An 18,934-nucleotide genomic window follows, 5' to 3' on the forward strand; every position below is an offset into this window, starting at 1 on the left:
GGCCGGTCTCCGTCGGCGTCGCCGCCGGCCCGGTCCCTCCCGGCGCGGTCGCCGACGTCGTCGGCCCGGCCGCCGCCGTCCCCGTGGCCCCGGCCGTCCCCGTGGCCCCGACCGGCGCGGTCGGTCCGGCCTGGGGTGCCCGGTGGCCGGGCCCCGTCTGCGGAAGCCACCGGACGCCCACCGCGAGGGTCACGACCGCGGCGACCGCCACCCCGGCCAGCAGCAGGCGACGCCCGGGCCTGCGCTCCACCGGCGCCCCCGGAACGTCGGAGTCCGCGGCGACCGCCTCCAGGTCGTCCGCCGGGTCGTCCGCCGGGTCCGCCCGGTCCCCCTCACCCACGGGCGGCGCCTCCTCCACCGCGCCCGCCCGCCGCCGCGCATCCGCCAGCAGCCAGGCCCGGTGCAGTTCCACCGCCTCCGCCGGCGTCGCCCCGCAGGCCCGCGCGAAGCTGTCCACCACCACGAACTCCGCCGGCAACGCCTCACCGCTGCAGTACCGGTGCAGGGTCGACGTGCTCGTGTGGAGCCCTCGCGCGAGGACCCCGTAGCTCCGCCCGCTCCGCTCCTTCAGTTCCCTCATCGACCGCGCGAACGCCTGCGCCTCGGCCGATCTCCCCGTCCCGGAATTCCGTTCCATGCCAAGGATGTTCCCGCAGCTGACGGTGCGTACGGCCGTTCCACCGTCCCGAATTCGTCCCGAACCGCAGGCACGGACCCGAACCGGGGTACAGCCTTCTCCAGACACACCGCTGAACGCTCACGGACCACACGGGGAGAACCGACCATGTTCCGACGCACCGCCCGATCCGCCCGATCCGCCCGATCCACCGGCCCCAGCCGATCCGCCCGGACCGCCCGGACCACCGGCGTCCTCGCGGCCGCCGCGGCGGCCGCAACCGCCCTCGTCCTCGCCGCCTCCACCACGTCCACGGCCGCCGTCACCGCGCCCGGGTTCCTGGCCGGCACCGACCTGCCCCCGCACCCCACCTCCGCCTGGTACGCCGGGAAGGTCACCAAGGGGCTGCCCGAGTTCGCGCCGTTCTGCGCGGACGGCGTGCTCCCCACCACCGGGAGCTGGTACCGCGACTTCTCCACCGAGTTCGACACGGGAGCGGTACAGGTGTCCGTGCGCACGTCCTCCAGCACCGCCGCCATCAAGCTCAAGGCCGCCCTGGAGCGCAAGGTGGCGGCCTGCGCCGCCGACTGGCTGCGGGCCACCCCGGGCGGTACGGCCTCCTGGCAGGACTACGGGAAGCTCAGCGTCGAGGAAGGCGCGCACGTCTACGGGGTGCACACCTCCATGCCCGAGTCCGAGCCCGGCGTGCACCTGTACGGCATCGGGCGCGACGGCTCCACGGTGACGTTCGTGACGTGGGGGCAGATGGGGTACCTGCACGAGGCGCCCGTCCCGGCCTTCAAGAAGACGACCGTCAGGGCCGTGAACAAGCTCAACCCCTGACGCGCCACGCCCCCGGTGGGACCATGGAAGGGACGGGGAAGCCGGGGGGGGCGACGACGTCGAGGCGGCGATGGCCATGCGCAGCGGAAACGAGCCGGTGACCGCCCGCAGCGCGCTGCGGCTGCGCTTCTGGCTGAGCCTGTGGGGGCTGATCTGGTCCGGTGCCGGGGCAGCGGCGTTCTCGCTCGCCGCCCGGCCCGGCTGGGCGGCGGCCTGCGCCGCCGTGGCCGTGCTCGCGGCCGTGGACCTGGCCGTGGTGCTCCACCACATCCACCAGGGCCCGCACTACCAGCCGGGCCGCGACATCCCCCCGTACGAGCCGCCGGGCCGCTGAAACCCGTCGCCGTACCGGGCCCGGGCGGGACTATGCCTCGAAGCGGGCCGCCGCCAGGTAGTCCGGCTGGGGGTCCAGGGCGGCTGCGAGGCGGAAGTGCTTGCGGGCCTGGTCCGGCCGGCCGGCGCGCTCGTGCGTGCGGGCCAGCGCGAAGTGGGCGAAGGCGTTGTCCGGCTCCCGCTCCAGCACGATCTCGAACTCCAGCTCCGCCGGCCGCAATTGGGCGGCGGCGAAGAAGGCCCGGGCGCGCAGCAGCCGGGCCGCCGTATTCTCCGGGTGGGCGGCTATGACCGAGTCGAGCAGCTTCACCGCACCGCGCGGGTCGCGCGCGGCGAGGAGCTGCTCCGCGGCCCGGTAGTCGATGACGTGCGTCTCGGGCGACGAGGACCGGGGCGGCGGCGGGAGCTGCGGCGTGGTGTCGGACACGGTCTGTTCCTTCCCTCTACAGGCGCGTTCAACGCCCCGCACGCCGCCCCCTATTCCGTCAGCCGAGCCGCTCCGTGAGCTGCTCCCAGACCTTGCGCACCTGGGGCTCCAGCGCCTCCAGCGGGCCGTCGTTGTCGATCACGAGCGTGGCCACGGCCAGCCGCTGCTCCCGCGTGGCCTGCGCGGCCATCCGGGCCCGGGCCTCCGACTCCTCCATGCCGCGCAGCCCCGTGAGCCGGGCCAGCTGGGTCGCCGGCGCCGCGTCCACGACGACGACCAGGTCGTACAGCGGAGCGAGTCCGTTCTCCGCGAGCAGCGGTACGTCGTGCACCACGATCGCGTCGGGCCCCGCGGCCGCCTCGAGCTCCGCGGACCGGGCCCCGACCAGCGGGTGCACGATCCCGTTGAGGATCCGCAGCTTCGCCGGGTCGGCGAACACGATCGACCCGAGCTTCGGCCGGTCCAGATCGCCGTGCGGAGTCAGTACGGACTCCCCGAAGGCCGCCACCACGGCCGCGAGCCCGGGCGTCCCCGGCTCCACGACCTCGCGCGCGATCCGGTCGGCGTCCACGACGACCGCCCCGTACCCCGCCAGCAGCCGCGAGACCTCGCTCTTGCCGGCGCCGATTCCGCCTGTCAGGCCAACTTTCAACATGCCCGGCAGACTAGCCCCCGCGTCCTGGGGCCCGTACGGCCCCCCGAGCGCGGAAGGAGCCTCAGCCCTCGCCCTCGCGCTCCGCCAGGAACCGCTCGAACTCGAGGCCGATCTCGTCCGCCGACGGAATCTCCGCGGGCTCCGCGATCATGTTCCCCCGGGTCTCGGCGCCGGCCGCCGCGTCGTACTGGTGCTCCAGCCCCTGCACCAGGCTGACCAGCTCCTCGTCGCCCTCCCGGATCTGCCGGTCGATCTCCGTCTGCGTGCGGTGCGCCTCGGTGCGCAGCGCGTGCGCGACCGACGGCAGGACCAGCCCCGTCGCGGCGGTGATCGCCTCCAGGGCGGTCAGCGCGGCGTCGGGGTACGGGGAGCGCGCCACGTAGTGCGGTACGTGGGCGGCGACGCCCAGCACGTCGTGCCCGGCCTGACCGAGGCGGAACTCGACCAGCGACTCGGCGCTGCCGGGGACCTGGGCTTCGTCGAAGGGGCTGCGGTGTCCGGGCATGAGGTCGGTCCGGTTGCCGTGCGGGGTGATCCCGACGGGCCGGGTGTGCGGGACGCCCATGGGTATGCCGTGGAAGTTGACGGAGAGCCGCACGCCCAGGCGCTCGACGATCTGCCGGACGGCGACGCAGAAGCGCTCCCACTCCACGTCCGGCTCGGGGCCGGACAGCAGCAGGAAGGGCGCGCCCGTGGCGTCCTGGACGAGGCGCACCTCGAGCCGGGGCTCCTCGAACTCGGTCCAGTGGTCGCGCTGGAACGTCAGCAGCGGACGGCGCGCCCGGTAGTCGACCAGACGGTCCGCGTCGAACCGGGCCACGACCTGGTGGGGCAGCGTGTCGAGCAGCCGCTCGACGATCTGCTCGCCGGTCTCACCCGCGTCTATGTAGCCCTCGAAGTGGTAGAGCATGACCAGCCCGGCCGAGTCCTGGGCGAGCGCCAGGTCGGCCACCGCCAGGCCCTTGGCATCCCATTCGTACAAACCCTGTGGATCAAGCACCGCCACCACTCCTCCTCCGCCGCGTTCTCTGGCATGAACGTCCAAGGTCCCGCGACCATTCCCCAGTTGACGGTATTCACGAGCCCGTGTTCGCAGGAAGCGGTCCGGCCGCACAACGCGGTAAGGCCCGCCCCCCTGAGGGGACGGGCCTTACCGGTGAAGATCAGCTCGGCTCACACCGTGCTGTTGCGATCAGCTCTGGCCGCCGGCCAGCTTCTCGCGGAGCGCGGCGAGGGCCTCGTCCGACGCCAGGGCGCCAGAGGTCTCGTCGGCACCCTCGGAGGAGTACGAACCACCCGAGATGCCCGCACCGGCGCTGCTGCTGCTGCCGGCGGCCGGAGCGGCCGCACCCTCGGCAGCGGCGGCCTCGTCGGCCTCGCGGCTCTTGATGACCTGGGCCTGGTGCTGCTCGAAGCGCTGCTGCGCCTCGGCGTACTGGCCCTCCCAGGCTTCGCGCTGCTTGTCGAAGCCCTCGAGCCAGTCGTTGGTCTCGGGGTCGAAGCCCTCGGGGTAGATGTAGTTCCCCTGGTCGTCGTAAGACGCGGCCATGCCGTACAGGGTCGGGTCGAACTCGACCGACGCCGGGTCGGCACCGAAGGACTCGTTGGCCTGCTTCAGCGACAGCGAGATCCGGCGACGCTCGAGGTCGATGTCGATGACCTTGACGAAGATCTCGTCGTTGACCTGGACGACCTGCTCCGGGATCTCCACGTGGCGCTCGGCCAGCTCGGAGATGTGGACCAGACCCTCGATGCCCTCGTCCACGCGGACGAACGCACCGAACGGAACCAGCTTGGTGACCTTACCCGGGACGACCTGACCGATCTGGTGCGTCCGGGCGAACTGCTGCCACGGGTCTTCCTGCGTCGCCTTCAGCGACAGGGAGACACGCTCGCGGTCCATGTCGACGTCGAGGACCTCGACGGTGACTTCCTGGCCGACCTCGACAACCTCGGACGGGTGGTCGATGTGCTTCCAGGACAGCTCGGAGACGTGGACGAGACCGTCGACGCCACCCAGGTCCACGAAGGCACCGAAGTTGACGATCGAGGAAACGACGCCGGAGCGGACCTGACCCTTCTGCAGGGTGGTGAGGAACGTCTGGCGAACCTCGGACTGGGTCTGCTCGAGCCAGGCGCGGCGGGACAGGACCACGTTGTTGCGGTTCTTGTCCAGCTCGATGATCTTCGCCTCGAGCTCCTTGCCCACGTAGGGCTGGAGGTCGCGGACGCGACGCATCTCGACGAGGGAAGCCGGGAGGAAGCCACGGAGGCCGATGTCGAGGATGAGACCACCCTTGACGACCTCGATGACGGTACCGGTGACGATGCCGTCTTCTTCCTTGATCTTCTCGATCGTGCCCCAGGCGCGCTCGTACTGCGCACGCTTCTTGGACAGGATCAGACGGCCTTCCTTGTCCTCCTTCTGGAGAACAAGGGCCTCGATCTCGTCGCCGACCTTGACGACCTCGTTCGGGTCGACATCGTGCTTGATCGAGAGCTCGCGGCTCGGGATGACGCCCTCGGTCTTGTAACCGATGTCGAGGAGAACCTCGTCCCGGTCCACCTTCACGATGACGCCGTCGACGATGTCGCCGTCGTTGAAGTACTTGATCGTCTCGTCGATCGCGGCGAGGAACGCTGCCTCGTCACCGATGTCGTTGACCGCAACCTGCGGAGTGGTGGCGGTGGTCTCGGTGCTGCTCGTCATGTGGGTAAGGGCTCCGGTTACGGACAGAAAGTCGTAGGTACTGCTACGCCGGGAGCCCTTATCGGCATCTGCCGAAGAAGCCGGACAGCCAAGGAAGCCCCAGTTCCGCGAAATGCGGGGTGGGGGCCTCGAAAACCGAGGGGTCATCAACAGATACAAGCGCAGCCTGCTAGGTCTGAGGAGCACAGGCTCGCAGCGCAACTTGTAGCATACGGGGGCAGCCGGACAGGGTCAATGCGCGAAGGCGCACACCTGGGGCGGATCACCGCACAACCGGCACAATTAGTGGGCAGGCAGGCGCCAATGGCCCTTCCCGCCCGCTTTCCGCAGACATTCGCAGACTACGACGACGGGCCCCATGAACCAAGAGGACTACGCCCCCGAAGAGGCGTACGAAGCCGAATCGGCCGCCGAAGACGATGCCGAGGCCACGCGGCGTGACGCCGGGGAAGCGGAGAGCAGCCGGGCGAGCCGTGGCTGGTGGGACCGCAACGCCGACGAGTACCAGAGCGAGCACGGCGCGTTCCTCGGCGACGACCGCTTCGTCTGGGGACCCGAGGGCCTGGACGAGGCGGAAGCGGCCCTGCTCGGGCCCGCCGCCTCCCTCAAGGGCAAGGACGTCCTGGAGATCGGCGCCGGCGCCGCCCAGTGCTCGCGCTGGCTGGCCGCCCAGGGCGCCCGCCCCGTCGCCCTCGACCTCTCCCACCGCCAGCTCCAGCACGCCCTGCGCATCGGCGGCAGCGACATGCCGGCGGCCCGGCTGGTCGAGGCCGACGCCGCACGGCTCCCCTTCCGCGACGGCTCCTTCGACCTGGCCTGCTCCGCCTACGGCGCCGTCCCCTTCGTGGCCGACCCCGTGAACGTCATGCGCGAGGTGCGCCGCGTCCTGCGCCCCGGCGGCCGCTGGGTCTTCTCCGTCACCCATCCCATCCGCTGGGCCTTCCCCGACGAGCCGGGCCCCGAGGGGCTGTCCGTCGCCGCCTCCTACTTCGACCGCACCCCGTACGTCGAACAGGACGAGCAGGGCCGCGCCGTATATGTGGAGCACCACCGCACCCTCGGCGACCGGGTACGGGACGTGGTCGCGGGCGGTTTCCGCCTCGTCGACCTGGTCGAACCGGAGTGGCCCGCCTGGAACAGCCAGGAGTGGGGCGGCTGGTCCCCGCTGCGCGGCAACCTCATCCCCGGTACGGCGATCTTCGTGTGCGAGCGGGACTGAGCCGGTGACGGGACAGCGCGTGATCCGTACGGCCGACCTCGACTCCCTTCCCGTACGGGAAGCCCTGCCCGCGCTCGTCTCCGCACTCGACGCCCACGGCGCCGCCGTGCTCTGCGCCCCGCCCGGAACCGGCAAGACCACGCTGGTCCCGCTGGTCCTCGCGGGGCTGGTGGGCGGCGGACCGCGGCGCCGGATCGTGGTCGCCGAACCCCGCCGGATCGCCGCCCGCGCGGCGGCCCGGCGGATGGCCTGGCTGCTCGGCGAGCAGGTCGGCGCCTCGGTCGGCTTCACGGTCCGCGGAGAGCGGGTCATGGGCCCCTCCACCGTGATCGAGGTGGTCACGACCGGGGTGCTGCTCCAGCGGCTCCAGCGGGACCAGGAGCTTTCCGGGACCGACCTGGTGATCCTGGACGAGTGCCACGAACGGCACCTGGACGCCGACACGGTCGCCGCCTTCCTCCTGGACGTACGCGCGACCCTGCGCCCGGAGCTGCGGCTCCTCGCGGCCTCGGCGACCACGGACGCGGCCGGCTGGGCCCGGCTCCTCGGGGACGCCCCCGTCGTGGAGGCGGCCGGGATCACCCACCCGGTGGAGACCGTGTGGGCCCCGCCGGCCCGCCCGGTACGGCCGCCGCACGGGATGCGGGTGGATCCGGCGCAGCTCACGCACGTGGCCTCGGTGGTCCGGCGGGCGCTGGCGGAACGTTCCGGCGACGTCCTCTGCTTCCTGCCCGGCGTCGGTGAGATCGCCCGGGTCGCCGGGCAGCTCGGTGCGGTCGGTGCGGAGGTCCTCCAGATACACGGCCGCGCCCCGGCCTCCGTCCAGGACGCGGCGCTGTCCCCCGCGCCGCACCGCCGGGTCATCCTCTCCACCGCCGTCGCGGAATCCAGCTTGACCGTGCCCGGCGTACGGATCGTCGTGGACTCGGGGCTGGCCCGCGAACCCCGGGTCGACCACGCCCGGGGCCTGGGCGCGCTGGCCACCGTACGGGCGTCCCGCGCGGCCGGCCGCCAGCGCGCGGGCCGGGCCGGACGCGAGGCCCCGGGCACGGTGTACCGCTGCTGGGCCGAAGCGGAGGACGGGCGGCTGACCGCCTACCCCTCCCCCGAGATCCGGATCGCGGACCTCGCACAGTTCGCCCTCCAGGCCGCCTGCTGGGGCGACCCGGACGCGACCGGCCTGGCCCTGCTCGATCCCCCGCCGGCCGGAGCGATGGCCGCGGCGCGGGAGGTGCTGCTCGCGGTGGGCGCGGTGTCCCCGGCGGGGCGGCCGACCCCGCGCGGGCTGCGCATGGCCCGGCTCGGCCTGCACCCGCGCCTCGCCCGGGCCCTCCTCGACGGCTCCGCCGCGCTGGGGCCCCGGCGGGCGGCGGAGCTGGTGGCCCTGCTGAGCGAGGAGCCTCCGCGGGAGTACGGGGACGACCTCGCCGCGGCCTGGCGCCGGGCCCGCGCGGGGGGCGACCCGTACGGCTCCCGCTGGCGCGCGGAGGCCAAGCGCCTGGAGCGCGCTGCGGCGGAAGGCGGCCCTGCGGGGCTATCCGACGACGCCGCCGCCGGGCTCGTGGCAGCCCTGGCGTTCCCTGAGCGCGTGGCGAAGGCCAAGGGCCAGGGGGCCTTCCTCATGGCCTCCGGGACCGGCGCCGAACTCGGCGAGGGGTCACCGCTGCGCAGCGCGCCCTGGCTGGCCGTCGCCGTGGCCGACAGGTCCCCGCACTCCGCGTCCGCCCGCGTCCGGCTGGCCGCGCTCCTCGACGAGGACACCGCCCGGGCCGCCGCCTCCCACCTGCTGCGCTCCGGCGAGGAGGTGCACTGGGAGGACGGCGACCTCGTCGCCCGCTCGGTGGAACGACTCGGCGCCATCGAGCTCTCCGCACGCCCCCTGCGCGACCCCGACCGGGCACTCGTCAGGGCCGCGCTCCTCGACGGGCTCCGCGTCGAGGGGCTCGGCCTCCTGCGCTGGACCCCGGACGCGCAGGCGCTCCGGGCCCGGCTCGGCTTCCTGCACCGCACGCTCGGCCCGCCCTGGCCCGAGGTGGCGGATGACGGGGAGCTGCTGGAGCGGGCCGACGACTGGCTGGAGCCCGAGCTGTCGCGGGCCCGCCGCCGTGGCGACCTCGCGCGGATCGACGCCGGCCAGGCGCTGAACCGGCTGCTCCCCTGGGCCACCGGGGAGGCCGCCCGGCTCGACGAGCTGGCCCCGGAGCGGATCGAGGTGCCCAGCGGCTCCCGGATCCGCGTCGACTACGCCGCCGAGCACGGGCAGCCCGTCCTCGCGGTCAAGCTCCAGGAACTGTTCGGTCTGGCCGAGACGCCCCGGGTCGCGGGGGTCCCCGTACTCGTCCATCTCCTGTCGCCCGCAGGCCGGCCCGCCGCGGTCACCGCCGACCTGGCGTCCTTCTGGCGGGGCGGCTACCGCGCCGTCCGCGCCGAGCTCCGCGGCCGCTACCCCAAGCACCCGTGGCCCGAGGACCCGGCGACCGCCGAACCCACCCGGCACACCAACGCCCGGCTCAAGCGCTGAACGGCTCCCCCTCACGGGGGCGCCGGCCGCGCGCCTCCAGCCAGAGCGCGAGCCCGAAGAGCGCGAGCCCGCCGGCGGCGAGTCCGATCGGCGCGTAGGTGTGCAGCGCGAGCACCATGATCCGGTTGGACTTCACCAGGTCGACCGTGTGGTCGCTGTAGTCCTCGCGGATCTTCACGTGCCCGGCGAACACGGTGAGCTTCCCGTCGGGCGCGCTGCCCGCGATGCTCCCGCCGCGCATCTCCTGCTGGATCTCCTGCTCGGCGTTGACGGGCGCACCGGTCACCGGGTCGACCCAGAACATCGCCTTGGTCGTGTACCAGAGGCTGGTTCCGGTGGTCTGCTCGAACGTCGCCGGGTCGATGCCCTCGATCGGCATCTTCTTCGGCAGCCCGACCTTCGTCCACGGAACGGTCTGCTCGTAGTAGTAGACGTCCATGCCCTTGAACGTGCGCGGCCCCACGTAGTGGATGGGCGAGGACGTGCGGGTCTGCGCGTCGAAGTAGAGGTAGTCGCGCGGCTCGGTGAAGAACGGCCACTTGAACTCGATGCCCTCGCGCTTGACCGGGTCCCCGTCCACCGCCTCGCCGGTGGCGTGCACCGGGTCCTGGCTGTGGGCGTCGAAGATGTAGCGCTCGGGGATCTGGGAGACCATCTTCCCGTCCGCGTCCATGATGTGGGTCAGCGTGTCCCAGACCACGACGTCCTTGCCGGCGCTGGCCTCGATCTCCTTCGACGCCTCCACGTTGCCCTTGAGGGTCTGGACGATGGTGACCTTGGCGACCTTCTTGGGCTGCATGGTGGTGTAGTCGATGAGCGTCGCGTCCTTCGCCTCCAGCACCATCTCCTGGTACTGGCTCGGCGGGATCTTCGCGAGCTTCGGATACGCGTACCAGCGCAGCAGTGGCGCGAGGGCGGCACAGAACACGGCTACGGCTAGCAGGACGAGGCTTGCTCTGCGTCGCATGGCCGGGCCCTCCTCTACTTTCCGGGCGCGGCGGGCGCGGTGGTGAGCAGGGGCTTCGGTGAGGTCTTGCCTTCCGGCGCCCCCGTCGCCGTGACGGCGAAGACGAGGAGCACCGCGAGGACGAGACCGCTGGCGGCGGCGACGAATGCGCGCATGCCGGGGCCTCCGGAATCTGATTGGTCGTCAGGGCGGTGGCACCGTAGCAATGCGGGTGACAGATGAGAACCGTTTGCGCCACTGCTGCCGCAGGGACCCGGGCCGGGCGGGGTCATGCCGGTGCACCGCCCCCGCTCAAGGGGCGGGGGCGGTGCGTGTCAGGGGCGTCAGAGGCGTCAGGGGGCCGGCGTGGGCCCCGGAGCGGCGGCGGACGCAGACGGTGACGGCTTGGGCGACGGCTTGGGCTTGGGCGTCGGCGACGGGGAGACCGAAGCGGTGGGCTTCGGAGTGGGCTCGGACGTCGGCGACGGGGTCGGCGTCGGGCTCGGGGTGGGCTTCGGACTCGGGGTCGGGCTCGGCGTGGGCGTCGGACTCGGCGTGGGCGTCGGACTCGGCGTCGGCGTCGGGCTTGGAGTAGGCGTCGGGCTGGGAGTCGGCGTCGGCGAAGGTGTGGGCGTAGGACTCGGAGTCGGCGTCGGCGAAGGTGTGGGCGTAGGACTCGGAGTCGGCGTCGGCGAAGGCGTGGGCGTCGGAGTCGGCTTCGGCGAAGGCGTGGGCGTCGGCTTCGGCGAAGGCGTGGGCGTGGGCGTCGGCTTCGGCGAAGGCGTGGGCGTGGGCGTCGGCTTCGGCGAAGGCGTGGGCGTCGGCTTCGGGGTTGTCACCACGGGGGTGCCGTTGCCACCGGTACCGGTACCGGTGCCACGGCCGTCCGGGACCTCGTGCGCGCCCTTCAGGTAGTACGTGAACCACGACCGCACCGTCCGCAGGTACGCGGCGGAGTGGTTGTACGACAGCACGGCCCGGTCCAGATCCGCGTCCACCCGCAGGTCACGCGTACCGGCGCACAGGTAGCGGCCCGCCGCGAGCGCGGCGTCGTGCACGTTGTTGGGGTCGCGCCGGCCGTCGCCGTTGGCGTCCTGGCCCCACGAGGCCCACGTGGACGGGATGAACTGCATCGGCCCGATCGCCCGGTCGTAGCGGGTGTCCCCGTCGTAGGCCCCGTTGTCGGTGTCCGGGATGTTCGCGAAGCCGTTGCCGTCGAGCACGGGCCCCCGGATCGGCCGCAGTGTCGTACCGGAGGCGTCGACCTGGCCGCCGCGTGCCTGACCGGACTCGACCTTGCCGATCGCCGCGAGGAGCTGCCAGCGCAGTCCGCATCCGGGGTCGTTCCGCCCGACCGCCTGCTCCGCGTTCCGGTACGCGGCGAGCACGCTCGCCGGTATGCCCTGCGCACCCTCGGCCCCGCCCATGGCCACGGGCTCGTTGCGCGGCCCCGGGTCCACGGCGGCCGGCGCCACGGGAGGCGGCGTCGCCCCGTCCTCGGGGAGCAGCACGGCCGGCGGTTCGGGGCTCACCAGCGGCGGCAGCGCGGTGAAGTAGGAGCCGTCGCCTGCGGAGCCCTCGGGCGCGGGCGCGGGTTCCGCGACCGCGGCCGCGTCGGCGCCGGCCGCGAGCGGTCCTTGCGAGGCGGTCAGCACGGCGGCCACGAGAGCGGAGACGAGCACGGCGGCCCCGCCCTTGCGCACCACCCGGCCGAACCGCGCGGGTATCGTCGCGGACGCGCCTGCCGGTATTCGAATCCGAGCCGTCATGAACCGGACCCCCCTCCCCCTCGACGTCCGCGTGACCCTACGTCAACTCGCTGAACAGGGCACGCATCGCGGGCGGGAATTCACGATTTCCTCATGAGTTCCGCAGGCCACCCATACTGGATGCACCGGGCGCCCGCACCGGTCGATGAGCCGAGCCACACGAGACAAGGTCCCATGCCGTTCACTCTCAGCCACGCGGCCGCCGTGCTTCCGGCCATCCGCCGGTCCGGTCGTGCGCGCGGCCCCCTCGTCGGATCGGCCCTGGTCCTCGGGTCGTTCGCTCCGGACACCCTCTACTTCGTCGACATCGTGGTGCCGGGCCTCAGGCCGTACAGCACCTTCACGCACTCCCTGCCCGGCGTACTGACCGCCGACGCGGCCCTGACCGCCGTCCTCGCGGCGTGCTGGCTGCTGCTGCGCGAGCCGCTGGTCGCGCTCCTGCCCCGCGGCCGGCAGGGCAGGGTGTACGCCTTCGTCCGGGGGGAGGAATGGCGCGGGCGCCGACTGCCCGCGCTGGCCGTCTGGTTCTACCTCTCGGCGGCCATCGGCTCCCTGACGCACATGGTGTGGGACTCCTTCACGCACGTCGACCGCTTCGGGACGCGCATCCTGCCGGAGCTGGGCGAGCCGCTCGCCCTCGGTCTGCCCCTCTACTCCTACCTGCAGTACGGGACTTCGGCGCTCGCGGCCTGCTTCCTGGTCTGGTTCGCGGCGACCGCGCTGCGCCGGCTGCCGCACTCGCCCGCCCCCGCGTCCGTCCCGGTGCTCGGCCGGGCCGGGGTGTGGGGCGCGCTCGCGCTGCTCCTGGTCTGCGTGGCGGTCGGGGTCACCGTCCGCGTGCTGCGCTTCTTCACCTACTTCGACCGGATCCGCACACCGCTCGACATCATCCCGACCGTCTGTTTCGGCGCGGGCGGCGGTCTCGCCGTGGGGCTGCTGCTGTACGCGGTCCTCGTGCGCCTGCGCCACCGGCGGGTCCGCGACCTCACGTCCGCGGACACGGACGCCGACGCGGACGCGGACACGAGAACGCCCGTCCCCACCCGGTAGGCGGGAACGGGCGCTGCCCGGATCACGGGTGCGGGCGATCAGTGCGCGGCGGACTCCCAGTCGGGGCCGACGCCCACGGACACGTCCAGCGGGGCCCGCAGGTCGACGGCGGCGGCCATCTCACGGCGCACCAGCTCCTCCACCTGCTTGCGCTCTCCGGGCGCGATCTCCAGCACGATTTCGTCGTGGACCTGGAGCAGCATCCGCGACTTCAGCCCTGCCCCGGTGATCGCCTTGTCCACGCGCAGCATCGCGACCTTGACGATGTCGGCGGCGGTGCCCTGGATCGGTGCGTTCAGCGCCATCCGCTCGGCGGCCTCGCGGCGCTGGCGGTTGTCGCTGTTGAGGTCCGGGAGGTAGCGGCGGCGGCCGAAGACGGTGGCCGTGTAGCCGGTGGCGCGGGCCTCCTCGACGACGCGGCCCAGGTAGTCCCGGACCCCGCCGAAGCGCTCGAAGAAGGTCTCCATCAGGCCGCGGGCCTCACCGGGCTCGATGTTCAGCTGCTGGGCCAGGCCGAACGCGGAGAGCCCGTAGGCCAGGCCGTAGGACATGGCCTTGATCTTGCGCCGCATCTCGGCGTCGACCTCGGAGCGCTCGACGCCGAACACCTGGGAGGCGACCGTGGTGTGCAGGTCCTCGCCCGACTGGAAGGCTTCGAGCAGGCCCTCGTCCTCGGAGAGGTGGGCCATGACGCGCAGCTCGATCTGGCTGTAGTCGGCGGTCATGAGGGATTCGTAGCCCTCGCCGACGACGAAGCCGCGGCGGATGGCCCGGCCCTCGTCCGTGCGCACCGGCACGTTCTGCAGGTTGGGGTCGGTGGAGGACAGCCGGCCGGTCGCGGCGACGGTCTGGCTGAAGCTGGTGTGCACCCGGCCGTCGGCGGCGATCATCTTGATCAGGCCCTCGACGGTGACGCGCAGCTTGGCCTGCTCCCGGTGGCGGAGCATGATCACGGGCAGTTCGTGGTCGGTCTGGGTGGCCAGCCAGGCGAGCGCGTCGGCGTCCGTGGTGTAGCCGGTCTTGGTCTTCTTCGTCTTCGGCAGGTCCAGCTCACCGAAGAAGACCTCCTGGAGCTGCTTGGGCGAGCCGAGGTTGAACTCGTGGCCCACCGCCGCGTGCGCCTCCTTCACCGCCTGCTGCACGGCCGCGGCGAACTGCTGCTCCATCGCTTCGAGGTGGCTCCGGTCGACGGCGATGCCGGCCCGCTCCAGGCGGGCCAGCAGCTCGGAGGTGGGCAGCTCCATGTCGTGGAGCAGTTCGGCCGCGCCCACCTCGGGCAGCTTCACCGCGAAGGCGTCGCCGAGGTCCAGGACGGCGCGGGCCTGCGCCATCAGGGCCTCCGCCTCGGCGGTGTCGTCGGCGCCGAAGGAGAGCTGCCCGTCGGCGGCGGCGGGCGCCAGCTCGCGGTGCAGGTATTCCTGGGAGAGCACGTCCAGCGCGAAGGAGCGGCGGCCCGGCTTGACCAGGTAGGCGGCGAGCGCGGTGTCCATGGCGACGCCGGCCAGGGTCCAGCCGTGCTCGGGGAAGACCCGCATCAGGGCCTTGGCGTTGTGCACGACCTTGTGCCGGGCGGCGTCGGCGGCCCAGGCGGCGAAGGCCCGCTCGTCGGCCTCGTCCAGCGCGGACGGCTCGAACCAGGCGGCGGCTCCCCCGGCCGAGGCCAGCGCGATCTCGGAGACGTTGCCGGTGCCGAGCGCCCAGCTGTCGACGGTGGAGATCCCGAGCGGGGCGCCCGCGTGGCTCTCCAGCCACGGCGCGAGCTCGCCGGCGCCGATGACGGAGCCGTCCAGCTCCACGGCGGCGGCCGCCGGGGCGGGGGCCTCCTCCTCGGCGGCGCCCGGGTCGACGGCGAGCAGTCGCTCGCGCAGGGAGGCGTTGCGGATCTCCAGTACGTCCAGGACTCCGGTGACGGCGGTCCGGTCGTAGGGGGCGCGGCCCAGGTCGGCGGGGGTCTTGGGCAGGGCTACGTCCTTGACCATCTCGGTCAGGACCCGGTTGAGCTTCACGGCGTCCAGGTGGTCGCGGAAGTTCTGCCCGGCCTTGCCCTTGACCTCCTCGGCGCGCTCGACGAGCTCCGCGAACGACCCGAACTGGGTGATCCACTTGGCTGCGGTCTTCTCGCCGACGCCCGGGATGCCGGGGAGGTTGTCGGACGGGTCGCCGCGCAGCGCCGCGAAGTCCGGGTACTGCTGGGGGGTGAGTCCGTACTTCTCTTCGACCTTCTCCGGGGTGAAGCGGGTCAGCTCGGAGACGCCCTTGGTGGGGTAGAGCACGGTGGTGTGCTCGGAGACGAGCTGGAAGGAATCCCGGTCACCGGTGACGATCAGCACGTCGAAGCCGAGGGCCTCGGCCTGGGTGGCGAGCGTCGCGATCACGTCGTCGGCCTCGAAGCCGTCGACGGCGAAGCGCGGCACGCTCATCGCGTCGAGGAGCTCGCCGATCAGCTCCACCTGCCCCTTGAACTCGTCGGGGGTCTTGGAGCGGTTCGCCTTGTACTCGGGGAACTCCTCCGAGCGCCACGTCTTGCGGGACACGTCGAACGCCACCGCGAAGTGCGTGGGCGCCTCGTCGCGCAGCGTGTTCGCCAGCATCGACGCGAACCCGTAGATGGCGTTGGTCGGCTGCCCCGTCGCGGTGGTGAAGTTCTCCGCGGGGAGCGCGAAGAACGCCCTGTACGCCAGGGAGTGCCCGTCCATGAGCATCAGGCGGGGGCGGTCCGCTGCGGTCGGCTGGTCGGTCTTCTTCGATGCTGAATCTGCCACGCCCCCGATCCTAGGCGCCCCCACTGACAAATCCGGACGGGCTGCGCGCCGGGCCCCGGAGACAGGACACAGAGGCGGGGCACGGCAGCGGGACACGGAGGCGGGGCAAATCCGGCGTCGGCGCCCCGGGCCGGGCGTGACAGGATCGGATGTGTACGAAGAAGACTGCTCAAAGGGGAGCGACATGGCCACCAAGCCGCCCGCAGGTGATCCGGTACAGGACGCTCCACAGGTAGCGCCTCCCCAACACGCGGCCGCCGGCCTGCCCGCGATCGGGCACACCCTGAGGATCGCGCAGGAGCAGATGGGCCTGGCCCGTACCGCCCGCACCCTCCTCAAGGTCAACCAGAAGAACGGCTTCGACTGCCCGGGCTGCGCCTGGCCCGAGGGCGAGAAGCGGCACACCGCCGAGTTCTGCGAGAACGGCGCCAAGGCCGTCGCGGAGGAGGCCACCCTGCGCCGGGTCACCCCCGCGTTCTTCGCCGCGCACCCGCTGGCCGACCTCGCGGGCCGCTCCGGCTACTGGCTGGGCCAGCAGGGCCGGATCACCCAGCCGATGCTCATGGAGGCGGGCGGCGACCGCTACGAGCCCGTCAGCTGGGAGCGCGCCTTCGCGATCATCGCGGAGGAGCTCAAGGCCCTGGACTCCCCCGACGAGGCCCTCTTCTACACCTCGGGCCGCACCAGCAACGAAGCGGCCTTCCTCTTCCAGCTGTTCGTCCGCGAGTTCGGCACCAACAACCTCCCCGACTGCTCGAACATGTGCCACGAGTCCTCGGGCTCCGCGCTGAACGAGACGATCGGCGTCGGCAAGGGCAGCGTCTCCCTCGAAGACCTCCACCAGGCCGACCTGATCATCGTCGCCGGGCAGAACCCGGGCACCAACCACCCGCGCATGCTCTCCGCCCTGGAGAAGGCCAAGTCCGCCGGCGCGAAGATCATCTCGGTGAATCCGCTGCCCGAGGCCGGCATGGAGCGGTTCAAGAACCCGCAGACCCCCCTCGGCATGCTCAAGGGCACCGCCCTCAACGACCTGTTCCTCCAGATCCGCATCGGCGGCGACCAGGCCCTCTTCCGCCTCCTGAACAAGCTGGTCATCGAGGCGGGCGGCGCCACCGACGAGGAGTTCATCCGCGAACACACCCACGGCTACGAGGAGTTCGCGGCCGCCGCCAAGGACACCGACTGGGACGCCACCCTCACCGCCACCGGCCTGACCCGCCCCGACATCGAGCGCGCCCTGGCCATGATCCTGGCCTCGAAGCGCACCATCGTCTGCTGGGCCATGGGCCTGACCCAGCACAAGCACTCCGTCGCCACCATCCGCGAGGTCGTCAACCTGCTGCTCCTGCGCGGCAACATCGGCCGCCCCGGCGCCGGCGTCTGCCCCGTCCGCGGCCACTCCAACGTCCAGGGCGACCGCACCATGGGGATCTTCGAGCGCCCCGCGCCCGCCTTCCTCGACGCACTCGACCGCGAATTCCAGATCACCTCGCCCCGCAAGCACGGCTTCGACGTGGTCCGCTCCATCCAGGCCCTGCGCGACGGCGAGGCCAAGGTCCTCTTCGCCATGGGCGGCAACTTCGTCGGCGCCACCCCCGACACCGAGGTCACCGAAGCCGCGATCCGCCGCGCCTCCCTGACCGTGCACGTCTCCACCAAGCTCAACCGCTCGCACGCGGTCACCGGCAAGCGCGCCCTGATCCTGCCCACCCTCGGCCGCACCGACAAGGACGTCCAGGCCGGCGCACCCGGCAAGAAGGGCACGGCGCAGTTCGTGACCGTCGAAGACTCCATGGGCATGGTCCACTCCTCCCGCGGCAACCTCGCCCCCGCCTCCCCGCACCTGCTCTCCGAGCCCGCGATCGTGGCCCGCATGGCACGCGCCGTCCTCGGCGAGGCCTCCAAGACCCCGTGGGAGGAGTTCGAGCGGGACTACGCCGCCATCCGCGACCGGATCTCCCGCGTCGTCCCCGGCTTCGAGGACTTCAACGCCCGCGTCGCCCGCCCCGGCGGCTTCCAGCTCCCGCACGCCCCGCGCGACGAGCGCCGCTTCCCCACGAAGACCGGCAAGGCGAACTTCACCGCCGCCCCCGTCGAGTACCCGCACCTCCCGGCGGGACGCCTGCTCCTGCAGACCCTGCGCAGCCACGACCAGTACAACACCACCATCTACGGCCTCGACGACCGCTACCGCGGGATCACCGGCGGCCGCCGCGTCGTCATGGTCAACCCCGAGGACGCCGCCGAGCTCGGGCTCGCCGACGGCTCGTACACCGACCTCGTCGGCGAGTGGCGCGACGGCGTCGAGCGGCGCGCCCCCGGCTTCCGCGTCGTGCACTACCCGACCGCCCGCGGCTGCGCCGCCGCCTACTACCCCGAGACCAACGTGCTGGTGCCCCTCGACTCCACGGCGGACACCAGCAATACCCCGGCGAGCAAGTCCGTCGTCGTGCGCTTCGAGCCGGCCTGATAGAACGACCCGAGGACAAGATGGTTAACGAGCGTTGACGAACGGAGTCGGCCCATGGGCGAGCAGCAGCACGCGGTGAAGTTCCCGCAGGAGGTCCTCGACGAGTACACGGCCCTGGGCATCGACCTGCCCGCGCTGTTCTCGGCGGGCGACCTCGGCAAGCGGATGGACATCCGCATCCTCGAAGCGTCCGCCGAGCGCGTCGTCGCCACCATGCCCGTCGAGGGCAACACCCAGCCGTACGGACTCCTCCACGGCGGGGCCTCCGCCGTCCTCGCCGAGACCCTCGGCTCGGTCGGCGCGATGATGCACGGCGGCATCACCAAGGTCGCCGTCGGCGTCGACCTGAACTGCACCCACCACCGCGGCGCCCGGTCCGGCCTGGTCACCGGCGTCGCCACCCCCGTGCACCGGGGCCGCTCCACCGCCACCTACGAGGTGGTCATCACGGACGAACAGGACCGCCGGGTCTGCACCGCCCGCCTGACCTGCCTGCTGCGCGACGCGAACCCGCAACAGGACGGCAACAACTAGCCGTTGCCCTCCCAGCGGCGCCGGTCTAGCGTTCCCGCATGGGATCCGGACCGGCGCCGCTGCGCGCCCTGGCCGC

Annotated in this window: 16 protein-coding genes; 7 read left to right on the forward strand and 9 right to left on the reverse strand. The window is 72.5% G+C overall.

Translation table 11 applies throughout. The annotated features are described in order from the left end of the window. Window positions 1-637, reverse strand: a 637-nt coding sequence (locus ABZY57_RS27345) for a helix-turn-helix transcriptional regulator (protein WP_356516318.1), incomplete at its 3' end; no start/stop codon positions are given. A 147-nt stretch (window positions 638-784) separates the two neighbouring features. Between ABZY57_RS27345 and ABZY57_RS27350 the strand changes: the two genes are divergently transcribed. Together ABZY57_RS27350 and ABZY57_RS27355 are read left to right on the forward strand one after the other, a co-directional pair. Continuing rightward, entirely contained in the window at window positions 785-1,459 is a 675-nt protein-coding gene (locus tag ABZY57_RS27350) for a hypothetical protein (protein WP_356516320.1), read from the forward strand. 76 nt (window positions 1,460-1,535) lie between these two features. Continuing rightward, complete coding sequence (locus ABZY57_RS27355) at window positions 1,536-1,793, forward strand: DUF6343 family protein (RefSeq protein WP_356516322.1); 258 nt, start codon at window positions 1,536-1,538, stop codon at window positions 1,791-1,793. A 30-nt stretch (window positions 1,794-1,823) separates the two neighbouring features. Here ABZY57_RS27355 and ABZY57_RS27360 read toward each other — a convergent pair whose 3' ends face one another. The 4 genes from ABZY57_RS27360 to rpsA form a co-directional block, all read right to left on the reverse strand. Then, the gene (locus ABZY57_RS27360; RefSeq protein ID WP_356516324.1) at window positions 1,824-2,219 is read right to left on the reverse strand and encodes a tetratricopeptide repeat protein; all 396 of its coding nucleotides are present in this window, start codon (window positions 2,217-2,219) and stop codon (window positions 1,824-1,826) included. Window positions 2,220-2,277: 58 nt separating this feature from the next. After that, window positions 2,278-2,874, reverse strand: coding sequence for a dephospho-CoA kinase (coaE, locus tag ABZY57_RS27365; RefSeq protein ID WP_356516325.1), 597 nt, complete (start codon window positions 2,872-2,874; stop codon window positions 2,278-2,280). A 61-nt stretch (window positions 2,875-2,935) separates the two neighbouring features. After that, window positions 2,936-3,874: a PAC2 family protein gene (locus tag ABZY57_RS27370; RefSeq protein WP_356516342.1), complete on the reverse strand. Its 939-nt coding sequence runs from the start codon at window positions 3,872-3,874 to the stop codon at window positions 2,936-2,938. A 192-nt stretch (window positions 3,875-4,066) separates the two neighbouring features. After that, window positions 4,067-5,584, reverse strand: a complete 1,518-nt coding sequence (gene rpsA, locus ABZY57_RS27375; RefSeq protein WP_266876946.1) for a 30S ribosomal protein S1 — start codon at window positions 5,582-5,584, stop codon at window positions 4,067-4,069. Window positions 5,585-5,942: 358 nt separating this feature from the next. Here rpsA and ABZY57_RS27380 point away from each other — a divergent pair, with 358 nt between their 5' ends. Further along, window positions 5,943-6,803: a class I SAM-dependent methyltransferase gene (locus ABZY57_RS27380; protein ID WP_356516328.1), complete on the forward strand. Its 861-nt coding sequence runs from the start codon at window positions 5,943-5,945 to the stop codon at window positions 6,801-6,803. A gap of 19 nt (window positions 6,804-6,822) precedes the next feature. Then, the gene (hrpB, locus tag ABZY57_RS27385; protein ID WP_356516344.1) at window positions 6,823-9,324 is read left to right on the forward strand and encodes an ATP-dependent helicase HrpB; all 2,502 of its coding nucleotides are present in this window, start codon (window positions 6,823-6,825) and stop codon (window positions 9,322-9,324) included. On the opposite strand, the gene ABZY57_RS27390 is transcribed toward hrpB, so the two are convergent. The 3 genes from ABZY57_RS27390 to ABZY57_RS27400 all read right to left on the reverse strand — a co-directional run bounded on the left by ABZY57_RS27390 (window position 9,314) and on the right by ABZY57_RS27400 (window position 12,039). Beyond that, complete coding sequence (locus tag ABZY57_RS27390) at window positions 9,314-10,291, reverse strand: DUF3068 domain-containing protein (protein WP_356516330.1); 978 nt, start codon at window positions 10,289-10,291, stop codon at window positions 9,314-9,316. The two genes, hrpB and ABZY57_RS27390, sit on opposite strands and share 11 nt — an antisense overlap. 14 nt (window positions 10,292-10,305) lie before the next feature. After that, window positions 10,306-10,446 carry an SPW_0924 family protein gene (locus ABZY57_RS27395; protein WP_356516332.1) on the reverse strand — a complete coding sequence of 47 codons (141 nt, stop codon included), beginning with the start codon at window positions 10,444-10,446 and terminating at the stop codon, window positions 10,306-10,308. Between the two features lie 177 nt (window positions 10,447-10,623). After that, window positions 10,624-12,039 (reverse strand): lytic transglycosylase domain-containing protein, encoded by a 1,416-nt coding sequence (locus ABZY57_RS27400; RefSeq protein ID WP_356516334.1) that lies wholly within the window; start codon window positions 12,037-12,039, stop codon window positions 10,624-10,626. 174 nt (window positions 12,040-12,213) lie between these two features. On the opposite strand from ABZY57_RS27400, the gene ABZY57_RS27405 reads away from it, so the two are divergent. Next, window positions 12,214-13,089, forward strand: coding sequence for a DUF4184 family protein (locus tag ABZY57_RS27405; RefSeq protein WP_356516336.1), 876 nt, complete (start codon window positions 12,214-12,216; stop codon window positions 13,087-13,089). A gap of 38 nt (window positions 13,090-13,127) precedes the next feature. On the opposite strand, the gene polA is transcribed toward ABZY57_RS27405, so the two are convergent. Continuing rightward, window positions 13,128-15,851 (reverse strand): DNA polymerase I, encoded by a 2,724-nt coding sequence (gene polA, locus ABZY57_RS27410; RefSeq protein WP_356516338.1) that lies wholly within the window; start codon window positions 15,849-15,851, stop codon window positions 13,128-13,130. 184 nt (window positions 15,852-16,035) lie between these two features. On the opposite strand from polA, the gene ABZY57_RS27415 reads away from it, so the two are divergent. Both ABZY57_RS27415 and ABZY57_RS27420 read left to right on the forward strand, forming a co-directional pair. Further along, window positions 16,036-18,324 carry an FdhF/YdeP family oxidoreductase gene (locus ABZY57_RS27415; RefSeq protein ID WP_356516340.1) on the forward strand — a complete coding sequence of 763 codons (2,289 nt, stop codon included), beginning with the start codon at window positions 16,036-16,038 and terminating at the stop codon, window positions 18,322-18,324. A 54-nt stretch (window positions 18,325-18,378) separates the two neighbouring features. After that, window positions 18,379-18,858 (forward strand): hotdog fold thioesterase, encoded by a 480-nt coding sequence (locus tag ABZY57_RS27420; protein ID WP_274552450.1) that lies wholly within the window; start codon window positions 18,379-18,381, stop codon window positions 18,856-18,858. The last annotated feature ends 76 nt before the right edge of the window (window positions 18,859-18,934 follow it).

The sequence above is a fragment of the Streptomyces sp. NPDC006450 genome (assembly GCF_040612195.1).
GTDB lineage: Bacteria > Actinomycetota > Actinomycetes > Streptomycetales > Streptomycetaceae > Streptomyces.

Bases quoted from the DNA above. Each gene is read 5' to 3' on its own strand.
- ABZY57_RS27350 (WP_356516320.1), top strand. From the start codon at position 785: ATGTTCCGACGCACCGCCCGATCCGCCCGATCCGCCCGATCCACCGGC.
- ABZY57_RS27355 (WP_356516322.1), top strand. From the start codon at position 1,536: ATGCGCAGCGGAAACGAGCCGGTGACCGCCCGCAGCGCGCTGCGGCTG.
- rpsA (WP_266876946.1), bottom strand. From the start codon at position 5,584: ATGACGAGCAGCACCGAGACCACCGCCACCACTCCGCAGGTTGCGGTC.
- ABZY57_RS27420 (WP_274552450.1), top strand. From the start codon at position 18,379: ATGGGCGAGCAGCAGCACGCGGTGAAGTTCCCGCAGGAGGTCCTCGAC.
- ABZY57_RS27405 (WP_356516336.1), top strand. From the start codon at position 12,214: ATGCCGTTCACTCTCAGCCACGCGGCCGCCGTGCTTCCGGCCATCCGC.
- ABZY57_RS27400 (WP_356516334.1), bottom strand. From the start codon at position 12,039: ATGACGGCTCGGATTCGAATACCGGCAGGCGCGTCCGCGACGATACCC.
- ABZY57_RS27390 (WP_356516330.1), bottom strand. From the start codon at position 10,291: ATGCGACGCAGAGCAAGCCTCGTCCTGCTAGCCGTAGCCGTGTTCTGT.
- coaE (WP_356516325.1), bottom strand. From the start codon at position 2,874: ATGTTGAAAGTTGGCCTGACAGGCGGAATCGGCGCCGGCAAGAGCGAG.
- ABZY57_RS27395 (WP_356516332.1), bottom strand. From the start codon at position 10,446: ATGCGCGCATTCGTCGCCGCCGCCAGCGGTCTCGTCCTCGCGGTGCTC.
- ABZY57_RS27380 (WP_356516328.1), top strand. From the start codon at position 5,943: ATGAACCAAGAGGACTACGCCCCCGAAGAGGCGTACGAAGCCGAATCG.
- ABZY57_RS27415 (WP_356516340.1), top strand. From the start codon at position 16,036: ATGGCCACCAAGCCGCCCGCAGGTGATCCGGTACAGGACGCTCCACAG.